15 protein-coding genes are annotated in these 19282 nt (G+C 69.3%); 5 read left to right on the forward strand and 10 right to left on the reverse strand.

The annotated features are described in order from the left end of the window. Window positions 1-166 precede the first annotated feature (166 nt). From JWQ81_RS15330 to JWQ81_RS15350, 5 genes are all read right to left on the reverse strand, one after another. Window positions 167-511: a TraR/DksA C4-type zinc finger protein gene (locus tag JWQ81_RS15330; RefSeq protein WP_297541946.1), complete on the reverse strand. Its 345-nt coding sequence runs from the start codon at window positions 509-511 to the stop codon at window positions 167-169. After that, entirely contained in the window at window positions 501-1142 is a 642-nt protein-coding gene (locus tag JWQ81_RS15335) for an SRPBCC family protein (protein WP_297541947.1), read from the reverse strand. The genes JWQ81_RS15330 and JWQ81_RS15335 overlap by 11 nt, the downstream gene beginning before the upstream one ends. Continuing rightward, entirely contained in the window at window positions 1139-1495 is a 357-nt protein-coding gene (locus JWQ81_RS15340; RefSeq protein WP_297541949.1) for a metalloregulator ArsR/SmtB family transcription factor, read from the reverse strand. The genes JWQ81_RS15335 and JWQ81_RS15340 overlap by 4 nt, the downstream gene beginning before the upstream one ends. 45 nt (window positions 1496-1540) lie before the next feature. Next, window positions 1541-4432, reverse strand: coding sequence for a BTAD domain-containing putative transcriptional regulator (locus tag JWQ81_RS15345; protein WP_297541950.1), 2892 nt, complete (start codon window positions 4430-4432; stop codon window positions 1541-1543). 555 nt (window positions 4433-4987) lie between these two features. Then, on the reverse strand, window positions 4988-6160 hold the full coding sequence (locus JWQ81_RS15350) for an acyl-CoA dehydrogenase family protein (protein WP_297541952.1): 1173 nt from the start codon (window positions 6158-6160) through the stop codon (window positions 4988-4990). 94 nt (window positions 6161-6254) lie between these two features. On the opposite strand from JWQ81_RS15350, the gene JWQ81_RS15355 reads away from it, so the two are divergent. Next, window positions 6255-7922, forward strand: a complete 1668-nt coding sequence (locus tag JWQ81_RS15355; RefSeq protein ID WP_297541954.1) for an AMP-binding protein — start codon at window positions 6255-6257, stop codon at window positions 7920-7922. Between the two features lie 102 nt (window positions 7923-8024). Here the strand turns inward: JWQ81_RS15355 and purE are convergent, their stop codons facing one another. The 5 genes from purE to JWQ81_RS15380 all read right to left on the reverse strand — a co-directional run bounded on the left by purE (window position 8025) and on the right by JWQ81_RS15380 (window position 13228). Continuing rightward, window positions 8025-8525 carry a 5-(carboxyamino)imidazole ribonucleotide mutase gene (gene purE, locus JWQ81_RS15360; protein WP_297541956.1) on the reverse strand — a complete coding sequence of 167 codons (501 nt, stop codon included), beginning with the start codon at window positions 8523-8525 and terminating at the stop codon, window positions 8025-8027. 48 nt (window positions 8526-8573) lie between these two features. Beyond that, window positions 8574-9755: a 5-(carboxyamino)imidazole ribonucleotide synthase gene (locus JWQ81_RS15365; RefSeq protein ID WP_297541958.1), complete on the reverse strand. Its 1182-nt coding sequence runs from the start codon at window positions 9753-9755 to the stop codon at window positions 8574-8576. Between the two features lie 30 nt (window positions 9756-9785). Beyond that, the gene (locus JWQ81_RS15370; RefSeq protein ID WP_297541960.1) at window positions 9786-10988 is read right to left on the reverse strand and encodes a glycosyltransferase 87 family protein; all 1203 of its coding nucleotides are present in this window, start codon (window positions 10986-10988) and stop codon (window positions 9786-9788) included. Next, the gene (locus JWQ81_RS15375; protein ID WP_297541962.1) at window positions 10966-12309 is read right to left on the reverse strand and encodes a glycosyltransferase 87 family protein; all 1344 of its coding nucleotides are present in this window, start codon (window positions 12307-12309) and stop codon (window positions 10966-10968) included. Before JWQ81_RS15375 ends, JWQ81_RS15370 begins: the two co-directional genes overlap by 23 nt. Window positions 12310-12442: 133 nt before the next feature. Next, entirely contained in the window at window positions 12443-13228 is a 786-nt protein-coding gene (locus tag JWQ81_RS15380; RefSeq protein ID WP_297542073.1) for a GGDEF domain-containing protein, read from the reverse strand. A gap of 363 nt (window positions 13229-13591) precedes the next feature. Here JWQ81_RS15380 and JWQ81_RS15385 point away from each other — a divergent pair, with 363 nt between their 5' ends. The 4 genes from JWQ81_RS15385 (at window position 13592) to JWQ81_RS15400 (ending at window position 19269) form a co-directional block, all read left to right on the forward strand. Next, window positions 13592-15808: a sigma-70 family RNA polymerase sigma factor gene (locus JWQ81_RS15385; protein WP_297541964.1), complete on the forward strand. Its 2217-nt coding sequence runs from the start codon at window positions 13592-13594 to the stop codon at window positions 15806-15808. A 14-nt stretch (window positions 15809-15822) separates the two neighbouring features. Then, the gene (locus JWQ81_RS15390) at window positions 15823-16338 is read left to right on the forward strand and encodes a GtrA family protein (protein ID WP_297541966.1); all 516 of its coding nucleotides are present in this window, start codon (window positions 15823-15825) and stop codon (window positions 16336-16338) included. Between the two features lie 37 nt (window positions 16339-16375). Continuing rightward, window positions 16376-16942, forward strand: coding sequence for a GtrA family protein (locus tag JWQ81_RS15395; protein WP_297541968.1), 567 nt, complete (start codon window positions 16376-16378; stop codon window positions 16940-16942). Window positions 16943-17031: 89 nt separating this feature from the next. Further along, complete coding sequence (locus tag JWQ81_RS15400) at window positions 17032-19269, forward strand: histidine kinase (protein WP_297541970.1); 2238 nt, start codon at window positions 17032-17034, stop codon at window positions 19267-19269. Window positions 19270-19282 lie beyond the last annotated feature (13 nt).

A 19282-nucleotide genomic window follows, 5' to 3' on the forward strand; every position in this document is an offset into this window, starting at 1 on the left:
CGTCCGAGCACCTGCGTCACCTTGCTGCGCTGTGCCCGCGACGCCGCCTTGTTCGCGCTCGTCTCCACGCTGGTTCCCGCGGTCGTGTCCGCCACCGACGCCTCCTCCGAGCCTCACCCGAACGAGGGATACCCGCCAATCGGCCATCCCAACCGGTGAGGGAACGTCAGCGGCGGTCGGCGCAGGAAATACACGACGTCGTAGCCGGGAGCGCTTCGAGACGCGGTGTGCCGATCGGGCGGCCACAGTGGAGGCACGTGCCATAGGTCCCGTCGCGCAAGCGCTCCTCGGCACGATCCAGCGCCTCGAGATCTGCCTGCGCCTGACGGAGAAGTCCTTGCGCCTGGGCACGTTCGTACGCGATCGTCGAGCCTTCGGGGTCGTGCTCGTCGTCGTTGGCGGTCCACTCGGAGGCCTCGACGATGCCCGCGACCTGCCGCTTCAGCGAGTCACGCAACCGGACCGTCGTCGACCGGTCCTCACGCAACAGTTGCCCGAAGTCAGGCTCCATCGGGCGGGGTGGTGTATGCGGCCGTAGTTCGCGCCGCCTGCGCTCGGGCGACGTCTTCGCCCTCACCACCGGCGATGTTCGCCTCGCACCACCGCTCGCTGCTGAGCGTCATGAACTCGATGCCTTCCTCGGACATCATCCACGCCATGACTTCCTGCGCATCGAGCGCTTTCCCGGACGAGAGGTGCAGCGCAAGGCCCATGAACCCGCCGTCCCAGCCGACACCGACCGCGCCCGGCCCGAACTGCTCCCAGCGCTCGTCGTCGACGTGGGCGATGTGCTCGAGCTCGAACCGCGTGCCGCCTTCCGGCTCGGCGGCGATCCGGACCTCGATCCAGCTCACCTCGCCGCCGAACTCCCAGGTCGCGGCGAACGACTTCGGCGGATCGCAGCGCTCGATCGTCCCGCCCGCGTTGCCTTCGAGCTGGTAATGCCCGCCGACGCGCAGGTCACCGGTTACCGGCAGAAACCAGCGCGGGATGCGCTCGGCATTGGTGGAGGCGTCCCAGACGTCATCGACGGTCGCGTCGTACACCTGGCTGATGGTGGTCACCCGAGCCTCGCCGGCCTCGAGCGTGCGCTTGCCGACCGAGCGGCGCACGGCGTTGATCTGGTGGTTGACGTCGATCATGATTCGCTCCCGTCGCCGGACTCGCGGAGCCGGCGTTCTCGTTTGCCTCGGGCGAGCTCGGTGCCCAGTGCGTCCAGATGCGGCGTCCAGAACCGCCGAAAGTGGTCAAGCCAGGCATCGACCTCGCGCAGCGGTTCGTGCTTCACCGCGTAGAGGCGACGTGCCCCTTCCGGCCTTACCGTCGCGAAGCCGTTGTCCCGCAACACCTTCAGGTGCTGGGAAACCGCAGGCTGCGAGACTCCGAACTCCTCCTGGATGACCGCGCACACCCCACCCGACGTCATTTCCCCGCCGGCGAGCAGCTCAAGGATCCGCCGCCGGACCGGGTCACCAAGTACGTCGAACGCGTGCACCCGGCAACCTTAACACCTTCTGCTTATATAAGCCATCATCGATATTCACAGCACCGCCCGCGCCTGGGCTTCGAGCAGGCGGAACCCGGCGTCACCGGCGAGCCGCACGGCGTGACGCGCGTGGGTGAGCGCGTGATCGGGCAGGCCGACCACTCGGTACAGCGCGGCGACCCCGATCAACGCCTCGGTTTCTTCATACCTGGCACCGATTTCCCTGGCGATCCCCAGCGCGCGCTCGTACTGGTCGACCGCTGCCCACGGATCCCTGACGACGACGCCCAGCGACAGCCGAGCGGAGATCTCGGTCCGTCGATCCCCGGCGTCGGTTGCCAAGGCCAAGGCGGCTTCCGCGGTCTCCAAGGCTTTCTCGGACCGCCCCAAGGCATCGTGAATGAGCGCGAGGTGGGTCAGGGTGTGCGCTTCGTCGTTGACCGTGCCGATCTCGCGGTAGACCTTGAGCGCCTGCGCGCACTGGTCCTCCGCAAGTCCGAACTCCCCGCGCAGGAAAGCGTTGTACCCGTGGAATTCCAGCGAGGTGGCTTCGCCGTGCCGCGAACCATTCGCCTGGCACACCGCCAGCGACTGGCTGAACCACTCGGCGGCCTCGTCGAGCTTTCCGCGCTGCTCGTCGATCTTGCCGAGGTTGATCAGCGCGATCTGCTCGTGGTCGTCCGGGCCGATCCGCTGCTGAAGGACCATGGCGAGCCTGTGCCGTTCGGCGGCGCTGTCCAGGTTGCCGCGCACGTGGTCGACGATGGCGAGGTTGTTCTGGGCGCCGATTTCACCGTGCTCCCAGCCGGCTTCGACGGCCAGCCGCAGTGCGAGGGTGTTCTGCTCGACGGCCTGCGAATACTGGCTGACGCTGTAGTAGGCCAGCCCCAGGCTGAGGTGCGCCGCGGCAAGGCCCTGCGGCTCGTCCGCGGCCGCGGCGATCGCGGCCTGCGCGACGGGGACCCAGTCCGCGAACCGCCGCCTGAAATAGAAGTAGCCGCGCAGAACGTCTCCGAGCCGCCAGGCGAGCCAACCGGGTCCATTTTGGACGGCTGCGAGCAGGTTCGGCCTTTCGTCGTCCAGCCATTCCCCCGCGCTCGCCTGGCTGTCGAACGGCTTGACCGGGCCGGACGGCGTGTACGGCACCCGGAGCACCTGCGGATACAACACATCCGCGGCCGCACTCGCGTAGTCGAGGTAATGCTCGAATAAGCGCTTCTCGGCAGCAGTGCACGTCTGCGTGCCGTCTTCCTCCCTCGCGCGGGCACCCGCGTACGCGCGCAGCAGATCGTGAAAGGAGTAGCGGCCCGGAGAAACCTGGTCGATCAAGTGCCGCGAAGCCAGCCGCGCCAACAGCCTGCGCGTCTCCCCTGGCAGTTGGTCCAGCAGTGCCGCCGCGGATTCGACGCTCACGTCGGGACCAGGATTGAGCCCCAGTAACCGAAAAGCTCGTCGGGCGTCGGGTTTGAGGACGGCGTAGGACAGGCCGAACGCCGTGCGCACGGCACCTTCTTCGTCACCGTCGACGGACAATTCCGCGAGCGGGTTTTCCCGCAGTTCAGCCAGATAGTCGTCGATCCGCCGATGCGGGTTCTCCGCCAGCTGCGCTGCCGCGATGCGCAGTGCCAGCGGGAGCCGCGCACAGGCCGTCGCGAGTTCGGCCACCGCGACACGCTCGGCAACGATCCGCTTCCGGCCGAGCATCGTGGTCAGCAACGCGACGGCCTCGTCGTGAGGGAGGACGTCCAGAGCCAGCCGACGCGCGGAATCAGTGGCGACCAGGCCTTCCAACCTGTCCCGGCTGGTGACGACGACCACGCAACCGACCCCGGAGGGAAGCAGCGGACGCACCTGCCCAGCAGAGCCGGCGTTGTCGAGCAACACCAGTATTCGCTTGTACGCCAACAAGGTCCGGTAAGTCCCGCTCGCCTCGTCGGCGTCGACGGGGATCTGCTCGGCCGGCATGCCCAGCGCTCGCAGAAACTGGGCGAGCACCTGCTCCGGCCGCAACGGCGGCCCAGGCGCATACCCGCGGAGGTCGACGTGAAGCTGGCCGTCGGGGAACCGCTCGCGGACGCGGTGTGCCCACGTCACCGCCAGCGCGGTCTTGCCGACGCCGGCCGTCCCGGAGATCGCGCTGATCGCCGCGGCGCCTTCCGGGGCCATTTCGTCCAAGCGCGCCAGGTCGGCCTCCCGCCCGGTGAAATCGCCAGGGAGGGGCGGCAGCTGGGCGGGCACCAGGACCTTCGCGGCGACGACCGGCGGCTTCAACCCCGGGTCGTTGCGCAGGATGTCGAGTTCGAGCTGCCGCAGCTCCTCGCCAGGTTCGATCCCGAGCTCGCGGATACGACGTCCGATCTCGAGCGCCTGGCTGGCCTGGCCGCCGCGGTACAGCGCGAGCATCAACTGGCGAACCAGCCGCTCCCGGCCCGGATGCTCGTCGACCAGCTCGGCGAGTTCGTCGACGACGTCCGCATGCCGACCGAGCCGCAACCGCGCGTCCATCAGATCCTCGACGGCGGACCGCCGGATCTCGTCGAAGTCCCCGACCGGCGGAGGCCCGCCCCAGAGCGCGAGTGCCTGGCCCAGCAGCCGAGCCTTGTCCTCGTCTTCAGCGGAACGAGCCCGCTCCACCAGTGCAAGGAAGCGGTGGACGTCGACCCGCGCGGGGTCACCGCGCAGGACGTACCCCGTCTCCTCGACGGAGATGTCGACGTCACGCCCATCAAGCAGGACGCGGAGCTTCGACACATACGTGCGGACCGCGTTCACGGCCGTGCGCGGGGGCGAGTCCGGCCAAACCAGCTCGACCAGCCGCTCGACCGGGACGAGCGTGTTCACCTCGAGCGCCAGCACCGCGAGCACGAGCCGCTGCTGGCGAGGCCCGAGCTCGACCGGCTGCCCGCCCTCGTGCGCCTCGACGGCTCCGAGCAACCGCAGCTCCACAGGCACCCTCCAATACGGACAGAATACCCAATCCCGATCACCCACGATGCCGTCACCAGCCGGTCGAGTTACGCGTCGCCACCTATGCCGTATCCCGCCAAGCACGGTGACGTTCGAGCACACGGGCATCGGCCTCTTGGAGCCAACGTACGTCTTCGCCGGCCGCCACGTTCCGGCCGATCGCAACCGGTTGCCTGCTCGGCCCATTCGACACGAGCGGCGCGTTCGGCGACCACGCCACCGGCTGAAGCTGCTGATTTTGGGCAGGCTCAAGGGGATTGGGATACGTCATGAGACTAGGGCCCTTCCTGGCTGGATCCGACCGGCGCAAACTGAGCGCCGCGTTGTCGGATGGGAACGCGTAGGTAGGTCGCCGCGACCACTACAGCCCTTACTCACCGCACCCGCAAGAACCCTCCCGCAACCAATTCGCAACCTAAGTGGACACTCGTGCGCCGGCGGCCACCCGACAGCAAACGACTCGGGGGGCGTTTTCGTACAATTGAATTGTACGAAACGCCCCCCGAGTCGGAACCGCGAAAGGCCGTCGAGGCGTCAGCCCTTCAACAGGGCCCGTGCCATCACCATCCGCTGGATCTGGTTGGTGCCTTCGTAGATCTGGGTGATCTTCGCGTCGCGCATCATGCGCTCGACGGGGAAGTCGCGGGTGTAGCCGGCGCCGCCGAACAGCTGGACGGCGTCTGTTGTGACCGACATCGCGACGTCCGAGGCATACGTCTTCGCGGCCGACGCCATGAAGCCCGCACGCTTGTCGCCGCGTTCGGTGGCGGCGGCGGAGGCGTAAACGAGGTGCCGGGCGGCTTCGATTTTCATGCCCATGTCCGCGAGCATGAACTGGACGCCCTGGAACTCCGACACGGCCTTGCCGAACTGCTTGCGCTCCTTGACGTACGCGATCGACGCCTCGAGGGCGCCCTGGGCGATGCCGAGGGCCTGCGCGCCGATGGTGGGGCGCGTGTGGTCCAGCGTCCGCAGCGCGGTCTTGAGGCCGGTGCCGGGCTCGCCGATGATGCGGTCGGCCGGGATCACGCAGTTCTCGAAGTAGATCTCGCGGGTCGGCGAGCCCTTGATGCCGAGTTTGCGTTCCTTCGCGCCGACTGAGAAGCCCGGGTCGTCCTTGTGCACGGCGAACGCCGAGATGCCGTAGGCCTTCTTTTCGGCCTCGGGGTCGGTCACCGCCATGACGGTGTACCAGGACGACTCGCCGGCGTTCGTGATCCACGCCTTCGTGCCGTTGAGGATCCAGGTGTCGCCGTCGAGCCGCGCGCGGGTGCGCATGGACGCGGTGTCCGAGCCGGCTTCGCGCTCCGAGAGCGCGTACGAGGCGGACGTCTCGCCCGAAGCGATCGACGGCAGGACGAGCTTCTTCACCTGCTCCGAACCGGACAGAATGATCGGCTGCGTGCCGAGCTTGTTGACGGCCGGGATCAGCGACGCCGACGCGTCGACGCGCGCGACCTCTTCGATCACGATGCACGCCGCCACCGCGTCCGCGCCCTGGCCCTCGTACTCGTCGGGGATGTGGACAGCGTTGAAACCCGCCTTGACCAGCGCGTCCCGCGCTTCGGCCGGGTAGCGCTCGTCCTCGTCCACCGCGGCGGCGTAGGGAAGGATCTCCTTCTCAGCCAGCGAACGCACGGCAGCCCGCAGCTCCTCGTGCTCGTCAGCGAGCTGGTACAGCCCGGGGCCGTCAGACACCTGAGTCACCTCTCTCGACGGTATGCGAATCCTGATCCGATGTTAGCGCTCGTTTACTCACTCGCTCTTGTGTCCTTGGCCGCACCCTTCGTATGTTCAGGTGATGCCGCTCACAGCGCCCGTCATGCCGTCGGATTTCCCCCATTCGTTGACTTATCCGGAGGTTCCGGTCGGCGCGATAGTCGCCGGCGCCGCCGCCCGGTTCGGCGATCGCGCCGCGTTCGTCCACTACGGTGACCAGCTCAGCGCCGCCGAGGTCTACCGAGGTGCCTGCCGGTTCGCGAACGCCCTGCTCGAACGCGGGATCGGCCGCGGCGACACGGTGGCCATCCACCTCCCGAACCGACTGGCCTACCCGGTCGCGTACTACGGCATCCTGCTGGCCGGAGCCACTTTCAGCCCCGCGAACCCGCTTCTCCCGCCAGACGACCTCGCCGCGCAGCTGGCGGACTGCGGCGCCGTCGCCGTCGTCACCTTCGGGCCCGTCGCCGGGGTGCTCAGGAGCGTCCTGGACCGCACGGCAGTCCGGCTCGTCATCGTCGACCAACCGCCCGGCGAGCTCGCCGACAACGAGGTCGAGTTCTCGGCGTTCCACGCGGGACAGCCCGAGACCAGGCCGGAAGTGGACATCGACGTCCACCACGACCTCGCCCACGTCTCGTACACCGGCGGCACCACCGGCCGCTCGAAAGGCGTCCGGCTGACCCACCGCAATGTCGTCGTCAACACGCTGCAGTACTGCTGCTGGGGCAGCGGCGCACTCCCCGACCAAGACGAAGACGGCAACCTGCGGCTGGACCAGGTCGGCAGCGAGGACGAGTGGCCAAGCCGGCTCGGCACCGGCATCACGATCAACCTGACCCCGTGGTTCCACGCGATGGGCACGATCGCCGGGCTCAACGCCGCGCTCCTCAGCGGCACCACCGTGGTCCTGCACGACCGGTTCGACCCCGTCGCCTACCTGGCCGACGCCGAGCTGCTCAAGGTCACCTCGCTCGGCGGAGCGCCAGCGCTGTTCGCGGCCCTGCTCGCGTGCCCGGACTTCCAGACGCGTGACCTGTCGTCGGTGCGGGGAGTCGGCTCCGGCGCGGCTCCGCTGGCCCACGAGATGATCAACGCGCTACACCGTCGCCTGCCCGGCGTGACGATCGGCGAGGGCTACGGGCTCACCGAGGTCACCATGTGCGCGACCACCGCGCCTTCGTACCGCTCGGGCGTGCGCAAGGTCGGCTCGGTCGGCCTCCCGATCTACGACACCGAGATCAAGATCGTCCCGGCCGAAGGCGGCGAGGAGGCCCTTCCCGCGGGCACGCAGGGCGAGGTCTGCATCCGCGGCCCGCAAGTCATGTCGGGCTACCTGAACCGGCCGGAGGACACCGCGGCGGCGCTGGTCGACGGCTGGTTCCACACCGGCGACATCGGGGTGCTCGACGACGACGGCTACCTGTCCATTGTGGACCGCAAGAAGGACATGCTGCTCTACAAGGGATACAACGTATACCCGCGGGAGCTCGAAGAGCTGATGATCGCCGAACCCGCCATCGCCGGGGTTGCCGTTGTCGGCAGGCCGAACGCCGAGGTGGGCGAGCTACCCGTCGCGTTCGTGGTGCGCGCGCCCGGTCACGACGACACGTCGAGTGCGGACCTCATCGCGAACGTCAACGCGAAGGTGCTGCCGTACAAGCGAATCCGCGAGCTGATCTTCATCGACCAGATCCCGGTGTCGGCCGCCGGGAAGGTGCTCAAACGCGAACTCCGGCAGCAGCTCTAGGGGTTCGGACGTTTCCTCGGGGCCACTGTGGCTTTCAACGCCACATTGTCAAAGCCTAGTTGAGTACGCCTTACGCCGTGAAGGTGGCCTTCACGACGCCGGCTACTCGCCGTCGACGCGTTTGCGGAGGGCGGCGTCCTTGTCGAGGACGAGCTGCGCGAGGTCGGCCTGGAAGGTCGCCATCTTCGCGCGGAGGGTCTCGTCGCTCGCGGCGAGGATGCGGACGGCGAGCAGGCCGGCGTTGCGGGCACCGCCGACGGACACGGTCGCGACCGGCACCCCGGCCGGCATCTGCACGATCGACAGCAGCGAGTCCAGCCCGTCGAGGTACTTCAGCGGCACCGGCACGCCGATCACCGGCAGCACGGTCGCCGACGCGACCATGCCCGGCAGGTGCGCCGCGCCGCCGGCGCCGGCGATGATCACCTTGAGGCCGCGCTCCGCCGCCGACGTCGCGTAGTCGAGCATCCGCTGCGGCGTCCGGTGCGCGGAGTACACCCCAACCTCGTACGGCACACCGAACTCGTCGAGCGCCTGACCTGCCGCTTCGAGCACCGGCCAGTCCGAGTCGCTGCCCATGATCAGGCCCACCTGCGGCGCCATAACGTCCTCCTAGAGCGGGGCACTTTTGTACAAAAGTGCCCTCGGTGGTCAGTGGATCTCGTAACCGTCGAGCCAGACGCCGTGGGACAGCCAGTGCGCGGACAGCAGTGCCCGGTCACGCAGCTGCTGCAGGTGCTCGCCGAGCATGTTCACGTGCCCCAGTTTGCGGCCCGGGCGCTCGCCCTTGCCATACAGGTGGACACGCGCGTCCGGGTACCGGGCGAACAGGTGGTGCAGACGCTCGTCGAGGCTCATCTCCGGCGCGACCCCGGCGCCGAGCACGTTCGCCATCACACACGCCGGCGCCAGCGGGTCGGTCGTGCCGAGCGGGTAGTCGAGGATCGCGCGTAGGTGCTGCTCGAACTGCGAAGTCCGCGAGCCGTCCATGGTCCAGTGGCCGGAGTTGTGCGGCCGCATGGCAAGTTCGTTGACCAGCAACCCGTTCTCGGTCTCGAACAGCTCCACCGCCAGCAGCCCGACCACGCCGAGCTGCGACGCGATGCGCAGCGCGAGGTCCTGGGCCCGGGACATCTGCTCCGCCGAGAGTCCCGGCGCGGGCGCGAGGACCTCGGTGTTGATGCCCGCGACCTGCACGGTCTCGACGACCGGCCAAGCGGCACCCTGGCCGAACGGCGAACGCGCGACCAGCGCGGACAGCTCGCGGAGCATGACCACCTTGGTCTCCACCAGTAGCGGCGTGCCTGCGGCGAGCAGTTCCGGCACGGTCTCGCGAGCCTGCGTGGCGGTGTCGAGCATCCACACGCCTCGCCCGTCGTAACCGCCGGAAGCCGCCTTCAGCACGACCGGCCACGAGTGCTTTTCGCCGAACTTCAGCACATCGTCCACTTCGGACACTTCGGCGAACGCCGGACCCGGGATCCCCAGCCCTGCCAGCATTTCCCGCATGACAAGCTTGTTCTGCGCAAACGCGAGCGACGCACCTGGCCGCATCACGACACCCTCGGCGGCGAGGGTCAGAAGGTGCTCACCGGGCACGTGCTCGTGGTCGAACGTCAGCACGTCGACACCCGCGGCGAACGAGCGCAGCGCGTCGATGTCCGTGTGATGCCCGATGACGACGTCCGCGGCGACGAGCCCCGCGGACTCGTTCTCGCTCGCGGCCAGCACGCGCAGCGACTGCCCCAGCGAAATCGCGGCCTGGTGCGTCATCCTGGCCAGCTGGCCGCCGCCCACCATCCCCACCACGGGGAGCCCGGTATGTTTGTCCATAGTGCACTCAGCGTAGCCGGACGCGTAGCGTCACCGGTCCGCGACAGGTCCGCGCGACGACCCCGCCACCAGCGCCTGGCGAAGTTCCCAGGCAGCCAGCCCGAGGATGCCGAGCGCCGCGACGAGCACGTAACTGTTGCCCAGTATCGACAAACCCCAGCCCCACCGGAATTCCGCGTTGCCGCCGTTGGGCACGATCATCACCACGCAACTCGCGAAGAACGCCCCGACGACCAGCGCGACAACCTTGCGTCCCCGAGTGACGAGCAGCGCGACCAGTGGCACCACCCACACCCAGTGATGCGACCAAGAAACCGGCGAAACGAGCAGCGCGTAGAACGCCGTGACGAGCAACGCGCCCAGCGCCTCACCGCGCCGATGCAGCCGGACGACCAGCCAGATCGACGGCACCGCCAGCAGCGCACCGATGCCCAGCGCCAGTTTCAACGACCAAGGCGCGAGGTGCGAAGTGCGGCTGACCAGCCCGTTGAGCGACTGGTCGAAGATCCACGACACCGCGCCGATCCGGCTGGGATCCGACGCCGACCGCGTCCAGTACTGGCTCGCGTCACCGGGGATGAGCAGAAACATCAGGCCTTCCAGCACGACGAACGCGCCCAGCGCCCGCGCCGCGTCCTGGCGGCGCCCGGTGATCAGCAGGTGCGGGATGAAGATCAACGGCGTCAGCTTCACCGCCGCGGCGACGCCGACCAGGATGCCGCCCCACCGCGAACCACGGGCGCACAGCACGAGGACGTCGAGCAGGACCATCGCCATCAGGATCAGGTTGATCTGGCCGAGCAGCAGCGTCTTCCACACCGGCTCCAGCGCCATCGCGAGCACCACGCAGCCCGGCAGCGCCCACCAACGCGCGTCGACAAGCTTCGGCGCCGACACATGCAGCGTGACGGCCAGCGCGACGATCGACACCGCCCCGACAACACCCCAGGTCAGCCCGGCGGGAACCCCAGCGAGCGGCACGAACAGCAGTGCGGCGGCCGGCGGGTAGGTGAACGGCAGCAGCACCCACGACGGCAGTGTGGAGAGCGCCTCGGCGGGGTACAGGTGTTGCCCGCGCAGGAACGTCAACGCCCCCGCGCGGTAGACGACGCTGTCCGCGCCGAGATGCCACTCACCGAGCCACGCGCCCAGCCCCAGCCCGAACATCGCGACGGCGAGCGCCGCCACGAGTAGCCAGGCTGTGCGGGGCTTAGAGCGGGGTCGAGTCGACATCGCTGGCCGCGGCGCGGCCGGCCCGTACCTGTATCCGCCAGCGGACGAACAGCACGATCGCGAGCACGAACGGCATCTCGATGTACATGTTGCCGACCATCGCCTGCCACACCTGCCAGTGCAGCTCGATATTGCGGCCGTTGGGCAAGATCAGCAGCGCGCAGCTGACGAAGACGGCGATCACCGCGACCGCGCCGAGCCAGCGCTTCCACGCCGAGGCGAAGGTGGTTTGCGGCAGGCGCGCGATGAGCAGCACGATCAGCGGCACCGCCCAGACCCAGTGGTGCGACCAGGAAACCGGCGAGACGAGCAGCACCCAGAACGCCGTGACCAGCAACGCGGCCAGGTTCTGCCCGCGCTTGTGGAGCCGGAGCATCAGCCAGAGCGCCGGGATGGCGATGAGCGCGCCGATGCCGAGCGCCGCGTTCGACGCCCACGGCGCGAGGTCGGTGATGCGGTTCATCAGGCCGTTGAGCGACTGGTTCCCAGCCCAGTGGATCGGCCCGATCCGGCCGGTGTCGCGCAGGGTCTTCGTCCAGTACTCGATGGTGTCGTGCGGGATGATCGCGAGCATCAGCGCCTGCAGGGCGACGAACGTCCCGAGCGCGCGCAGCGCGTCCTTCCACTTCCCAGTGACGAGCAGGTGGCCGATGAACACCAGCGGCGTCAGCTTCACCGCGGCCGCGATCCCGACCAGGACACCGCCCCAGCGCGAACCGCGCGCGCAGATCACCAGGACGTCGAGGATGACCATGGCCATCAGGATCAGGTTGATCTGGCCCAGGAAGATCGTCCGCCACACCGGTTCGAGCGCCAGGAAGACCAGCGTGAAGACGAGCGTCGAGCGGGCGGGTGACGCCCACCAGCGCGGCGCGTCGGCGGCCGGGCGGGGCAGCGAACCGATCGCGATGCGGACCACCAGCGCCAGCGCCAGCACGGAAATCGCGGTCAACGCGCCCCAGGCCACCTCCAGCGGCACGGTGGCGAGCGGGACGAACAGCAGCGCGGCCGTCGGCGGGTAGGTGAACGGCAGCAGCGCCCAGTACGGCTCGTTGGCGAGCGAACTCGCGTTGTACAGCGGATCGCCGTGGACCAGCGTCAACGCGCCGGCCCGGTACACCGCGCTGTCGACGCCGAGGTGCCAGTCGAGCAGCCAGCCGACGATGCCGACGATGATCGCGAGGACCGGGACCGCCACCAGGATCAACACCGACCGCGGCCGGACGGACAGGCGCGCGAGCGACGCGCGCAACGCCAGCCGAGGCTGCGAAGGACGCGCCGGAGCTTCACCGTCAGGCGGGGCGGAAACGATCCGGGTCACCCGAACAGGAAAGCATGAATGCCCTGAGCTTCGTTGGGAAGCCCCCGAACTGGTCGTTTCGTCTGGTTAGAACTCGTGAGCGTTCCGGCCGGGTTCTAACCGGCCGGAACGCTCACGAACGCACTCACCCACCTCAACCGCGGCTGAGGTGGGTGAGGAGGTCGCATGCGGCGTCGTGGGTGGGCGGGAGCCGGACGACGGAGATCCGCGGGTGGCCGAGTTCACGCAGCTGGGCGTCGATGGACAGCCGTTCGTGCAGCTCACGGCGCAGCAGCACGCCGCGCGTGGCGATGCCGCCGTCTCGGGCCACCAGCGCTGCCGCCGTCGACGGGCCGAGCGACGCGACGCTCTCGCCGCCGTCGAACACGGCTCGCAGGGCGTCCGCGACGAGGATCATTCCGGTCAGCCGCGCCCAGCCGGCGATCTCGGAAAAGTCCATCGCGACGACGAGCAGCAGGTGTTCGTCCGACGCCTGGTGCCCGTCCCGCACCGCCTGCCGGTAGAGCTCGGCCAGCCGGGTGCGCAGGTAGGCCACCGTCGGCAGGCCAGTCAGCGGGTCGGTGACCTCGGTGTGGACGAGTTGGTCGGTGGCGACGTCGGCCCAGGCCAACGCCGTGAGCCGGAGCAGCCGGGGCGGGGTCGTGTCGACGTCGGGGGCGATGAAGCCGTCGACCCCGTCGAGGTCGCCCATCACCGCGTGCAGCGCCGCGAGGTCGGTCAGCGTCTCGGACAGGCCCGCGCCCGACGCCGCCCTCGCCCGGCCGAGCCCGGCCAGCGCTGTCTCCGCGATGCCGCCCCGCAGGTCACCGCGGAGCAGCGCCGCGCACACGGCGTCGACCTCAGGGAGCGCCCAGTCGCTCGGGAACCGCCACCCCGACGCGAGACTCACCGCGCGCCAGCGCGCCCGCAAGGCCCGCAGCGCGCCCCACGAAGCTTCGTCCCGTGCCGTCTCCGTCCGCCCGCTTCGCGACCCGAACGGATCACCGGCCGCCGGCACATCCACCCCGTTACCCGCCCTTCGCCCGGCTTTCGATCTTGAGACCTTCCGACGAGGGGACGTCGAAACCCCGCCGGTGTGACGCCGAATGGCGCAGATAGCTCCTAAGATCGTCGAACCGGCCGGTCGAGGCATGCGCGGGTGAACTTGTTGGGCCCTCCGGGTCATCACTGGGCCCACAAGGTGACGCGCGAGTCCGCGTCCGTCACACTGAGCACTGCGGTACGCCGGGGTCGAGCGCGGTCCTTTCCGGCCGCGGTCGACGACGAGCGAAGAAGGAGAGTCGTGTCCACCCTTCCCGCTGAGTTCAACGGCAAGAGCGACGCCGAGCTGATCGACGCCGTCCGCGGCGGGACGATCGCCGCCTACGGCACCCTCTTCGAACGGCACTCGACGGCCGCCCACAACCTCGCCCGCCAGCTCGCCCGGTCCGGCGCGGAGGCCGACGACCTGGTCTCCGAGGCGTTCGCCAAGGTGCTCGACACGCTGCGCGCGGGCAAGGGGCCCGACTCCGCGTTCCGGGCCTACCTGCTCACCGCGCTGCGGCACACCGCGTACGACAAGACCCGCAAGGACAAGCGGATCGACCTCACCGAGGACATGTCCGACGCGGGCGGCGCCGTCGGCGAAGCCCTCACGGTGCAGTTCTCCGACACCGCGGTCGCCGGGCTCGAGCGCACGATGGCGGCGAAGGCGTTCGCGAGGCTCCCGGAACGCTGGCAGGCGGTTCTCTGGCACACCGAGATCGAGCAGCAGACGCCGGCGGAGGTCGCGCCACTGCTCGGCCTGACCGCCAACGGCGTGTCCGCGCTCGCCTACCGCGCCCGCGAGGGGCTGCGCCAGGCATACCTGCAGGTCCACCTGGCCGAGACCTCGGCGGAGCGGTGCCACGCGACGGCGGAACGTCTCGGCGCGTGGGTCCGCGACGGGCTGTCCAAGCGGGAGCGCGCCCAGGTCGAGACGCATCTCGACGAGTGCGAACGCTGCCGCGCCTTGGCCGCCGAACTCGCCGACGTCAACAGCGGACTGCGGCTCATCATCGCGCCGATGGTGCTGGGTGGCGCGGTTACCGCGTACCTCGCCGCAGCGGGCGCGAAGGCCGGCGTCATCACCGCCGGCATGGCGGCCGCGGCCGCCGCGGGTACTGCGGGAGCGGCCGGCGCGTCTTCCGGAGCCGCCGCCGGTGCCGCTTCCGGGCTCCCCCGCCAGCTTGTCGGGGTCGGCGCGTCGGGTGCGGCCATCGCCGCGGCCGTCATCGTCGGGCTCGCCGCGGCCGGCGGTCCGCAGCAGATCTCCGTCGCCGCGCAGCCCGCACCTCCCCCGGCGACGTCGCAACCCGCGGCTCCGCCGCCCGTCGTCCCGCCGGTGGTGCCGCCCGCCCCGCCGGCACCACCCACGACTCCGGCACCGCCCGCACCCGCGACGCCACCACCTGCCACCACGCCACCATCGAGCCCACCGGCTCCACCGGCTGTACCGGCACCGCCGAAGGTGACGGCCGCCCAGCCGGCCGACGTCGAGCTCCAGCCCGGCGGCGGCCCGGTCACCATGCCGATCACCGTGCGCAACGACGGTGGCAGCGTGTCCGACCCGGTGTCCGCGACACTGAACCTGCCGCCCGGCGTCACGGCCGTTCCGGCCGGTGGAGGCGGCGGTGCGGCGTCCGGGTTCTCCGCGCTCGCGAAGTCGGACGCGCCGATCATCGTGAACTGCCCCGGCGGCACGGGCACCGTGACCTGCAAGACCGACCACGGCCTGCAGCCGGGTCAGTCCGCCACGCTGAACTTCCGGCTGACGGCCGACGACACGGCCCAGGCCGGCACGGTGACCGGATCGATCACCTCCGGGGCCTCGGTGAAGGTCTCGGTCGCGGTGCAGGTCAAGGTCAAGGCGCCGCCGGACGTCGTCGTCCTTCGGGTGTCGAGCGCCTGGGACTCGGGGCTGCCATGGGTCCGCCACCCGGTCATGCACCTGGCCGTCCACAACACCGGGCCCACCACGAAACCGGTGTCGATCACCCTCGACCACTCGGTGGACCTGATCATCGGCAACTGGAGCGCGCGCTGCCACCGGACCGCCGACGGGACCACGTGCCTGAGCAAGGGCGCACTGGCCCCCGGTGAGCGGCTCGATCTCTGGGTCGCGCTCGACCGGCGTCCGCCGCACGACGAGGGCGTCACGGTGACGGCCAAGCTCGGCGCCGCCAACTCGGGACCGCAGACGGTGTACTTCGACTGCTGGGGCCAGGTCTGCGACGCGCCGGGAATCGCCCCGTCGACGTCGAGCACCCCGCCGACCAGCACAAAGACGAAGCCGACGGACACGCCGGACAAGACGCCCGATCCGACGCCGACGCCGGATCCGGGTGTGCCCGCGCTCCAGCCGAGCGCTCCGGTAGGCCCCGGGAAGCAGCCCGACGCCACGACCAGCGCACCTCCGCAACCAGGGCCGTCGACAACGCCCAGCAGGCCGGGTCTCCTCGGGATCATTCCGCTGCCGTAGTAGCGTCACACGGCGTGCCGACAAAGACGCTGCTGATCAAGTACCGCGAATTGCTGAGGTTCGGCGTCGTCGGGGGCATCAGCTTTCTGATCACCACCGGGGTCACCTACGGGCTCAAACTCACCGTGCTCGGCAAGAACCCGGTGACCGCGCTCGCGCTCGGCGTGCTGATCGCGACGATCTTCTCGTATGTCGCGTCCCGTGAATGGTCGTTCAACACCCGCGGCGGCCGGGAGCGTCAGCACGAAGCCGCGCTGTTCTTCGTACTGAGCGCCATCGCGCTGGGCCTGAACACGGTGCCGCTGGCGATTTCGCACTACGTGCTCGACCTGCAAGTGCCCAACGTCAGCAGCCTCACCCAGGAGATCGCCGACTTCGTCAGCGGGATGATCTTCGGGACGCTGCTGGGTACTGTTTTCCGCTACTGGTCGTTCAAGAAATGGGTATTCCCGCAGGCAGACGCCCGGGTGCGGGTGGTCGACGGCGGCGCGTCGACCGATTCGGACATACAGGGCGACAAGGCGGCCTGATCGGCTCGTCGCCGACCGCGCTCCGTAGACTCAGTTCGTGACTGTTGTCGAATCCGTGCTGTCGCACACGCCCGAGCCGTTCCGGTCGGTCCTGATCAAGCACCGCGAGATGCTCAAGTTCGCGATCGTGGGCGGAACGACGTTCGTTGTCGACAACGGCATCTGGTACATCCTGAAGCTGGGCGTGCTGGAGTCGAAACCGACCACCGCAAAGGCCATCTCCATCATCGTCGCGGCGATCGTGTCCTACATCCTCAACCGCGAGTGGTCCTTCCGGACCCGCGGCGGCCGCGAGCGCCACCACGAGGCCGCGCTGTTCTTCATCATCAGCGGGATCGCGGTGTTCGTGAACCTCATCCCGCTCTACGCGTCTCGGTACCTGTTCCATTTCGAGGTCCCCGAGACCACGCGGTTCGTACAGGAGTTCGCGGACTTCATCAGCGGTTCGATCATCGGCATGCTGCTCGCGATGGTGTTCCGGTTCTGGGCGTTCAAGAGGTGGGTCTTCCCGGATGACCTCGGCACCCGCCGCCGCGACTCCGGCGGCTCCGGCGGCGACCAGGACTCCGGCGCCGACGTCACCCCCTTGCGCCCCGTCAAATAGCCACCCTTTAGGCCGAACGGGTGACTGCCCCCTAGGGCAACGGTGGAAACAGTTGGGCTGTACGGCCGCTCTGCGACATGCTTCACCACGTGTTTAATTCCGGGGGAAATCGGCGTCTGCCGGCCCTCTTCCTGGCCGCCACCTTCCTGCTCCTGCTGATCGCGGTAGTGGGAGTGCTGTGGCGCGCCGCCGGCCCCTCGGACGGCACGATGGTCAACATCGGCGACACCGCGGCGTCGTCGGACGGCGTCATCGTCAAGGAAACGACCGGACCGACCCCGCTGCGGGTCGGCGACCGGATCGTCGCGATCAACGGCAGGCCGCTCGCCGAGTCGGTCGCGCACGGTGTCGGCGGCGCACCGGTCGAAGCCGGCACGACCCTGCCCTACGACATCCTCCGCGAAGGCGCCCCGGTCCGGCTCGAAATCACGCTGCACCGGTTCGGAGTCGCCGACGCGATCTGGGTCGGCTGGCCCACCCTGCTGGTCACCATCGTCCTGCTCGGCACCGCGCTGGCGATCTTCGCCGTGAGCGCGCGCGAACGGGCGGCGCATGCCGGGATCTTCGCGTCCGCCATCGGTGTCTCCACGGTCGCGTTCGCCGGCTACTTCCCGCTCGAAGCCGTCGATCTTGTCGCCGGCGACCAGTTCTGGCGCTGGTACACCGGGGAGTTGCTGTTCGCGCTGCTCTGGGGCGGGATGCTGCATTTCGCGCTGTCCTTCCCGGAGTTCACCGGCCGCGGCTACCGGACGCGGGTGATCGCCGGGTACGCCGGCACGCTCGTGCTCTATCCGCTGGTGGCCGGATTCGGGTTCCTGACCGTCGACGATCCGCTCGAAAGGCTGGCCATCGTCGGCTCGCCGGCACTCGCGGCCCTCGTGACGTACCCGGCGCTGATCATCAGCGTCCTGCTCGTCAAGTACGTCCGGAACAGCGATCCGATGCTGCGGCGGCGGTTGCGCTGGCTGGCCACCGCACTCGGCGGGGGTGCCGCGCTCTACCTGGGGATGTGGATCATCCCGATCGCGCTGACCGGCGGCTCACCGATCCCGCTGCAGTACCACACGCTGGCGTTCCTGCCGGTGCCGTTGGCGGTGGCCGTGGCGATCCAGCGGCACCAGGCGCTGAACATCGAAGTCGTCGTCGGCCGGACGCTCGTCTACGGGTCACTGACCATCGGGCTGCTGGCGCTGTACATCGGGTTGGTCAGCCTGATGAGCGTCGCGTTCGGCCCGGGAAACCACCTCTGGGAACAGGCGCTGGCCGCCGCGCTGATAGCCATGGCGGCGCATCCGCTGCATTCCAGGCTACAGTCGATGATCAACACGACCCTGTTCGGCGAGCGCTCCGATCCCTACCACGTGGTGTCGGCACTGGCCTCGAAACTCGAGCACATCCACACTCCGGCCGAACAACTTCCGGCGATGGTGGAAACGATTGGCACCGCTTTGCGATTGCCTTATGTGGCCATTGAACTGGATCGCGAAGCCGGCAGTGAAAAAGCGGCGAGCTTCGGCACCCCGACAACGTTGTCGCATCGACTGCCCCTGACCTATCAGGGCGAGCTCGTCGGCCAGCTGGTGATCGCCCGGCGGGGCGCGCGCCAGCTGCTCGGGCGCAAGGAACGCTCGATGCTGGCTGAGGTCGCGCGGCACGCCGGAACAGTCGTGCACACTGCCCGGCTGACCACCGACCTGGTCCGCAGCCGGGACAGGCTGGTCCGGGCCCGGGAGGAAGAGCGCCGAAGACTCCTGCGGGAGCTGCACGACGGTGTCGGCTCCACCCTCGCCGCGGTCAACCTCGGCCTGCACGCCGGGCGCCGCACGCTCGGCGGGACGCCGTCGGCCGACATGCTCTTCGACCGCCTCTCCGAAGCGCTCGCCGGCGCGGTCACCGAGATCCGACGGCTCGCCCACGACCTGCGCCCGCCGGCGCTGGAGAAGCTCGGCTTGCTCGGCGCGATCCGCGAGTACATCACCAGCCTCGAATCCCCCGAGCTCAAGATCGTCCTCGAAGCCCCCGAAAGCCTGCCCGCGCTGCCCCCGACCGTCGACGTCGCGGCCTACCGCATCGTGTGCGAGGCGCTGACCAACGTCTGCCGGCACGCCAAGGCCAGGCACTGCACGGTCCGGGTGCGCGTCACCGAAAACCTGCGCATCGACGTGATCGACGACGGCGTCGGCCTGGGTTCGCGCACCGACACCGGGATCGGGCTCGGGTCGATGCGCGAACGGGCCGCCGAACTCGGCGGGGAGTTCAAAGCGGACGAACCAGGTACGGGCGGCACCGCCGTCTGCGCTATCTTGCCCTTGCCTGGGGAGGGCTGATGACCGACGACGC

This window comes from Amycolatopsis sp. (genome assembly GCF_025464955.1).
Taxonomy (GTDB): Bacteria; Actinomycetota; Actinomycetes; order Mycobacteriales; family Pseudonocardiaceae; genus Amycolatopsis.

Coding starts and splice junctions, on each gene's coding strand:
- JWQ81_RS15330 (WP_297541946.1), bottom strand. CDS start 511: ATGGAGCCTGACTTCGGGCAACTGTTGCGTGAGGACCGGTCGACGACG.
- JWQ81_RS15335 (WP_297541947.1), bottom strand. CDS start 1,142: ATGATCGACGTCAACCACCAGATCAACGCCGTGCGCCGCTCGGTCGGC.
- JWQ81_RS15355 (WP_297541954.1), top strand. CDS start 6,255: ATGCCGCTCACAGCGCCCGTCATGCCGTCGGATTTCCCCCATTCGTTG.
- purE (WP_297541956.1), bottom strand. CDS start 8,525: ATGGCGCCGCAGGTGGGCCTGATCATGGGCAGCGACTCGGACTGGCCG.
- JWQ81_RS15365 (WP_297541958.1), bottom strand. CDS start 9,755: ATGGACAAACATACCGGGCTCCCCGTGGTGGGGATGGTGGGCGGCGGC.
- JWQ81_RS15370 (WP_297541960.1), bottom strand. CDS start 10,988: ATGTCGACTCGACCCCGCTCTAAGCCCCGCACAGCCTGGCTACTCGTG.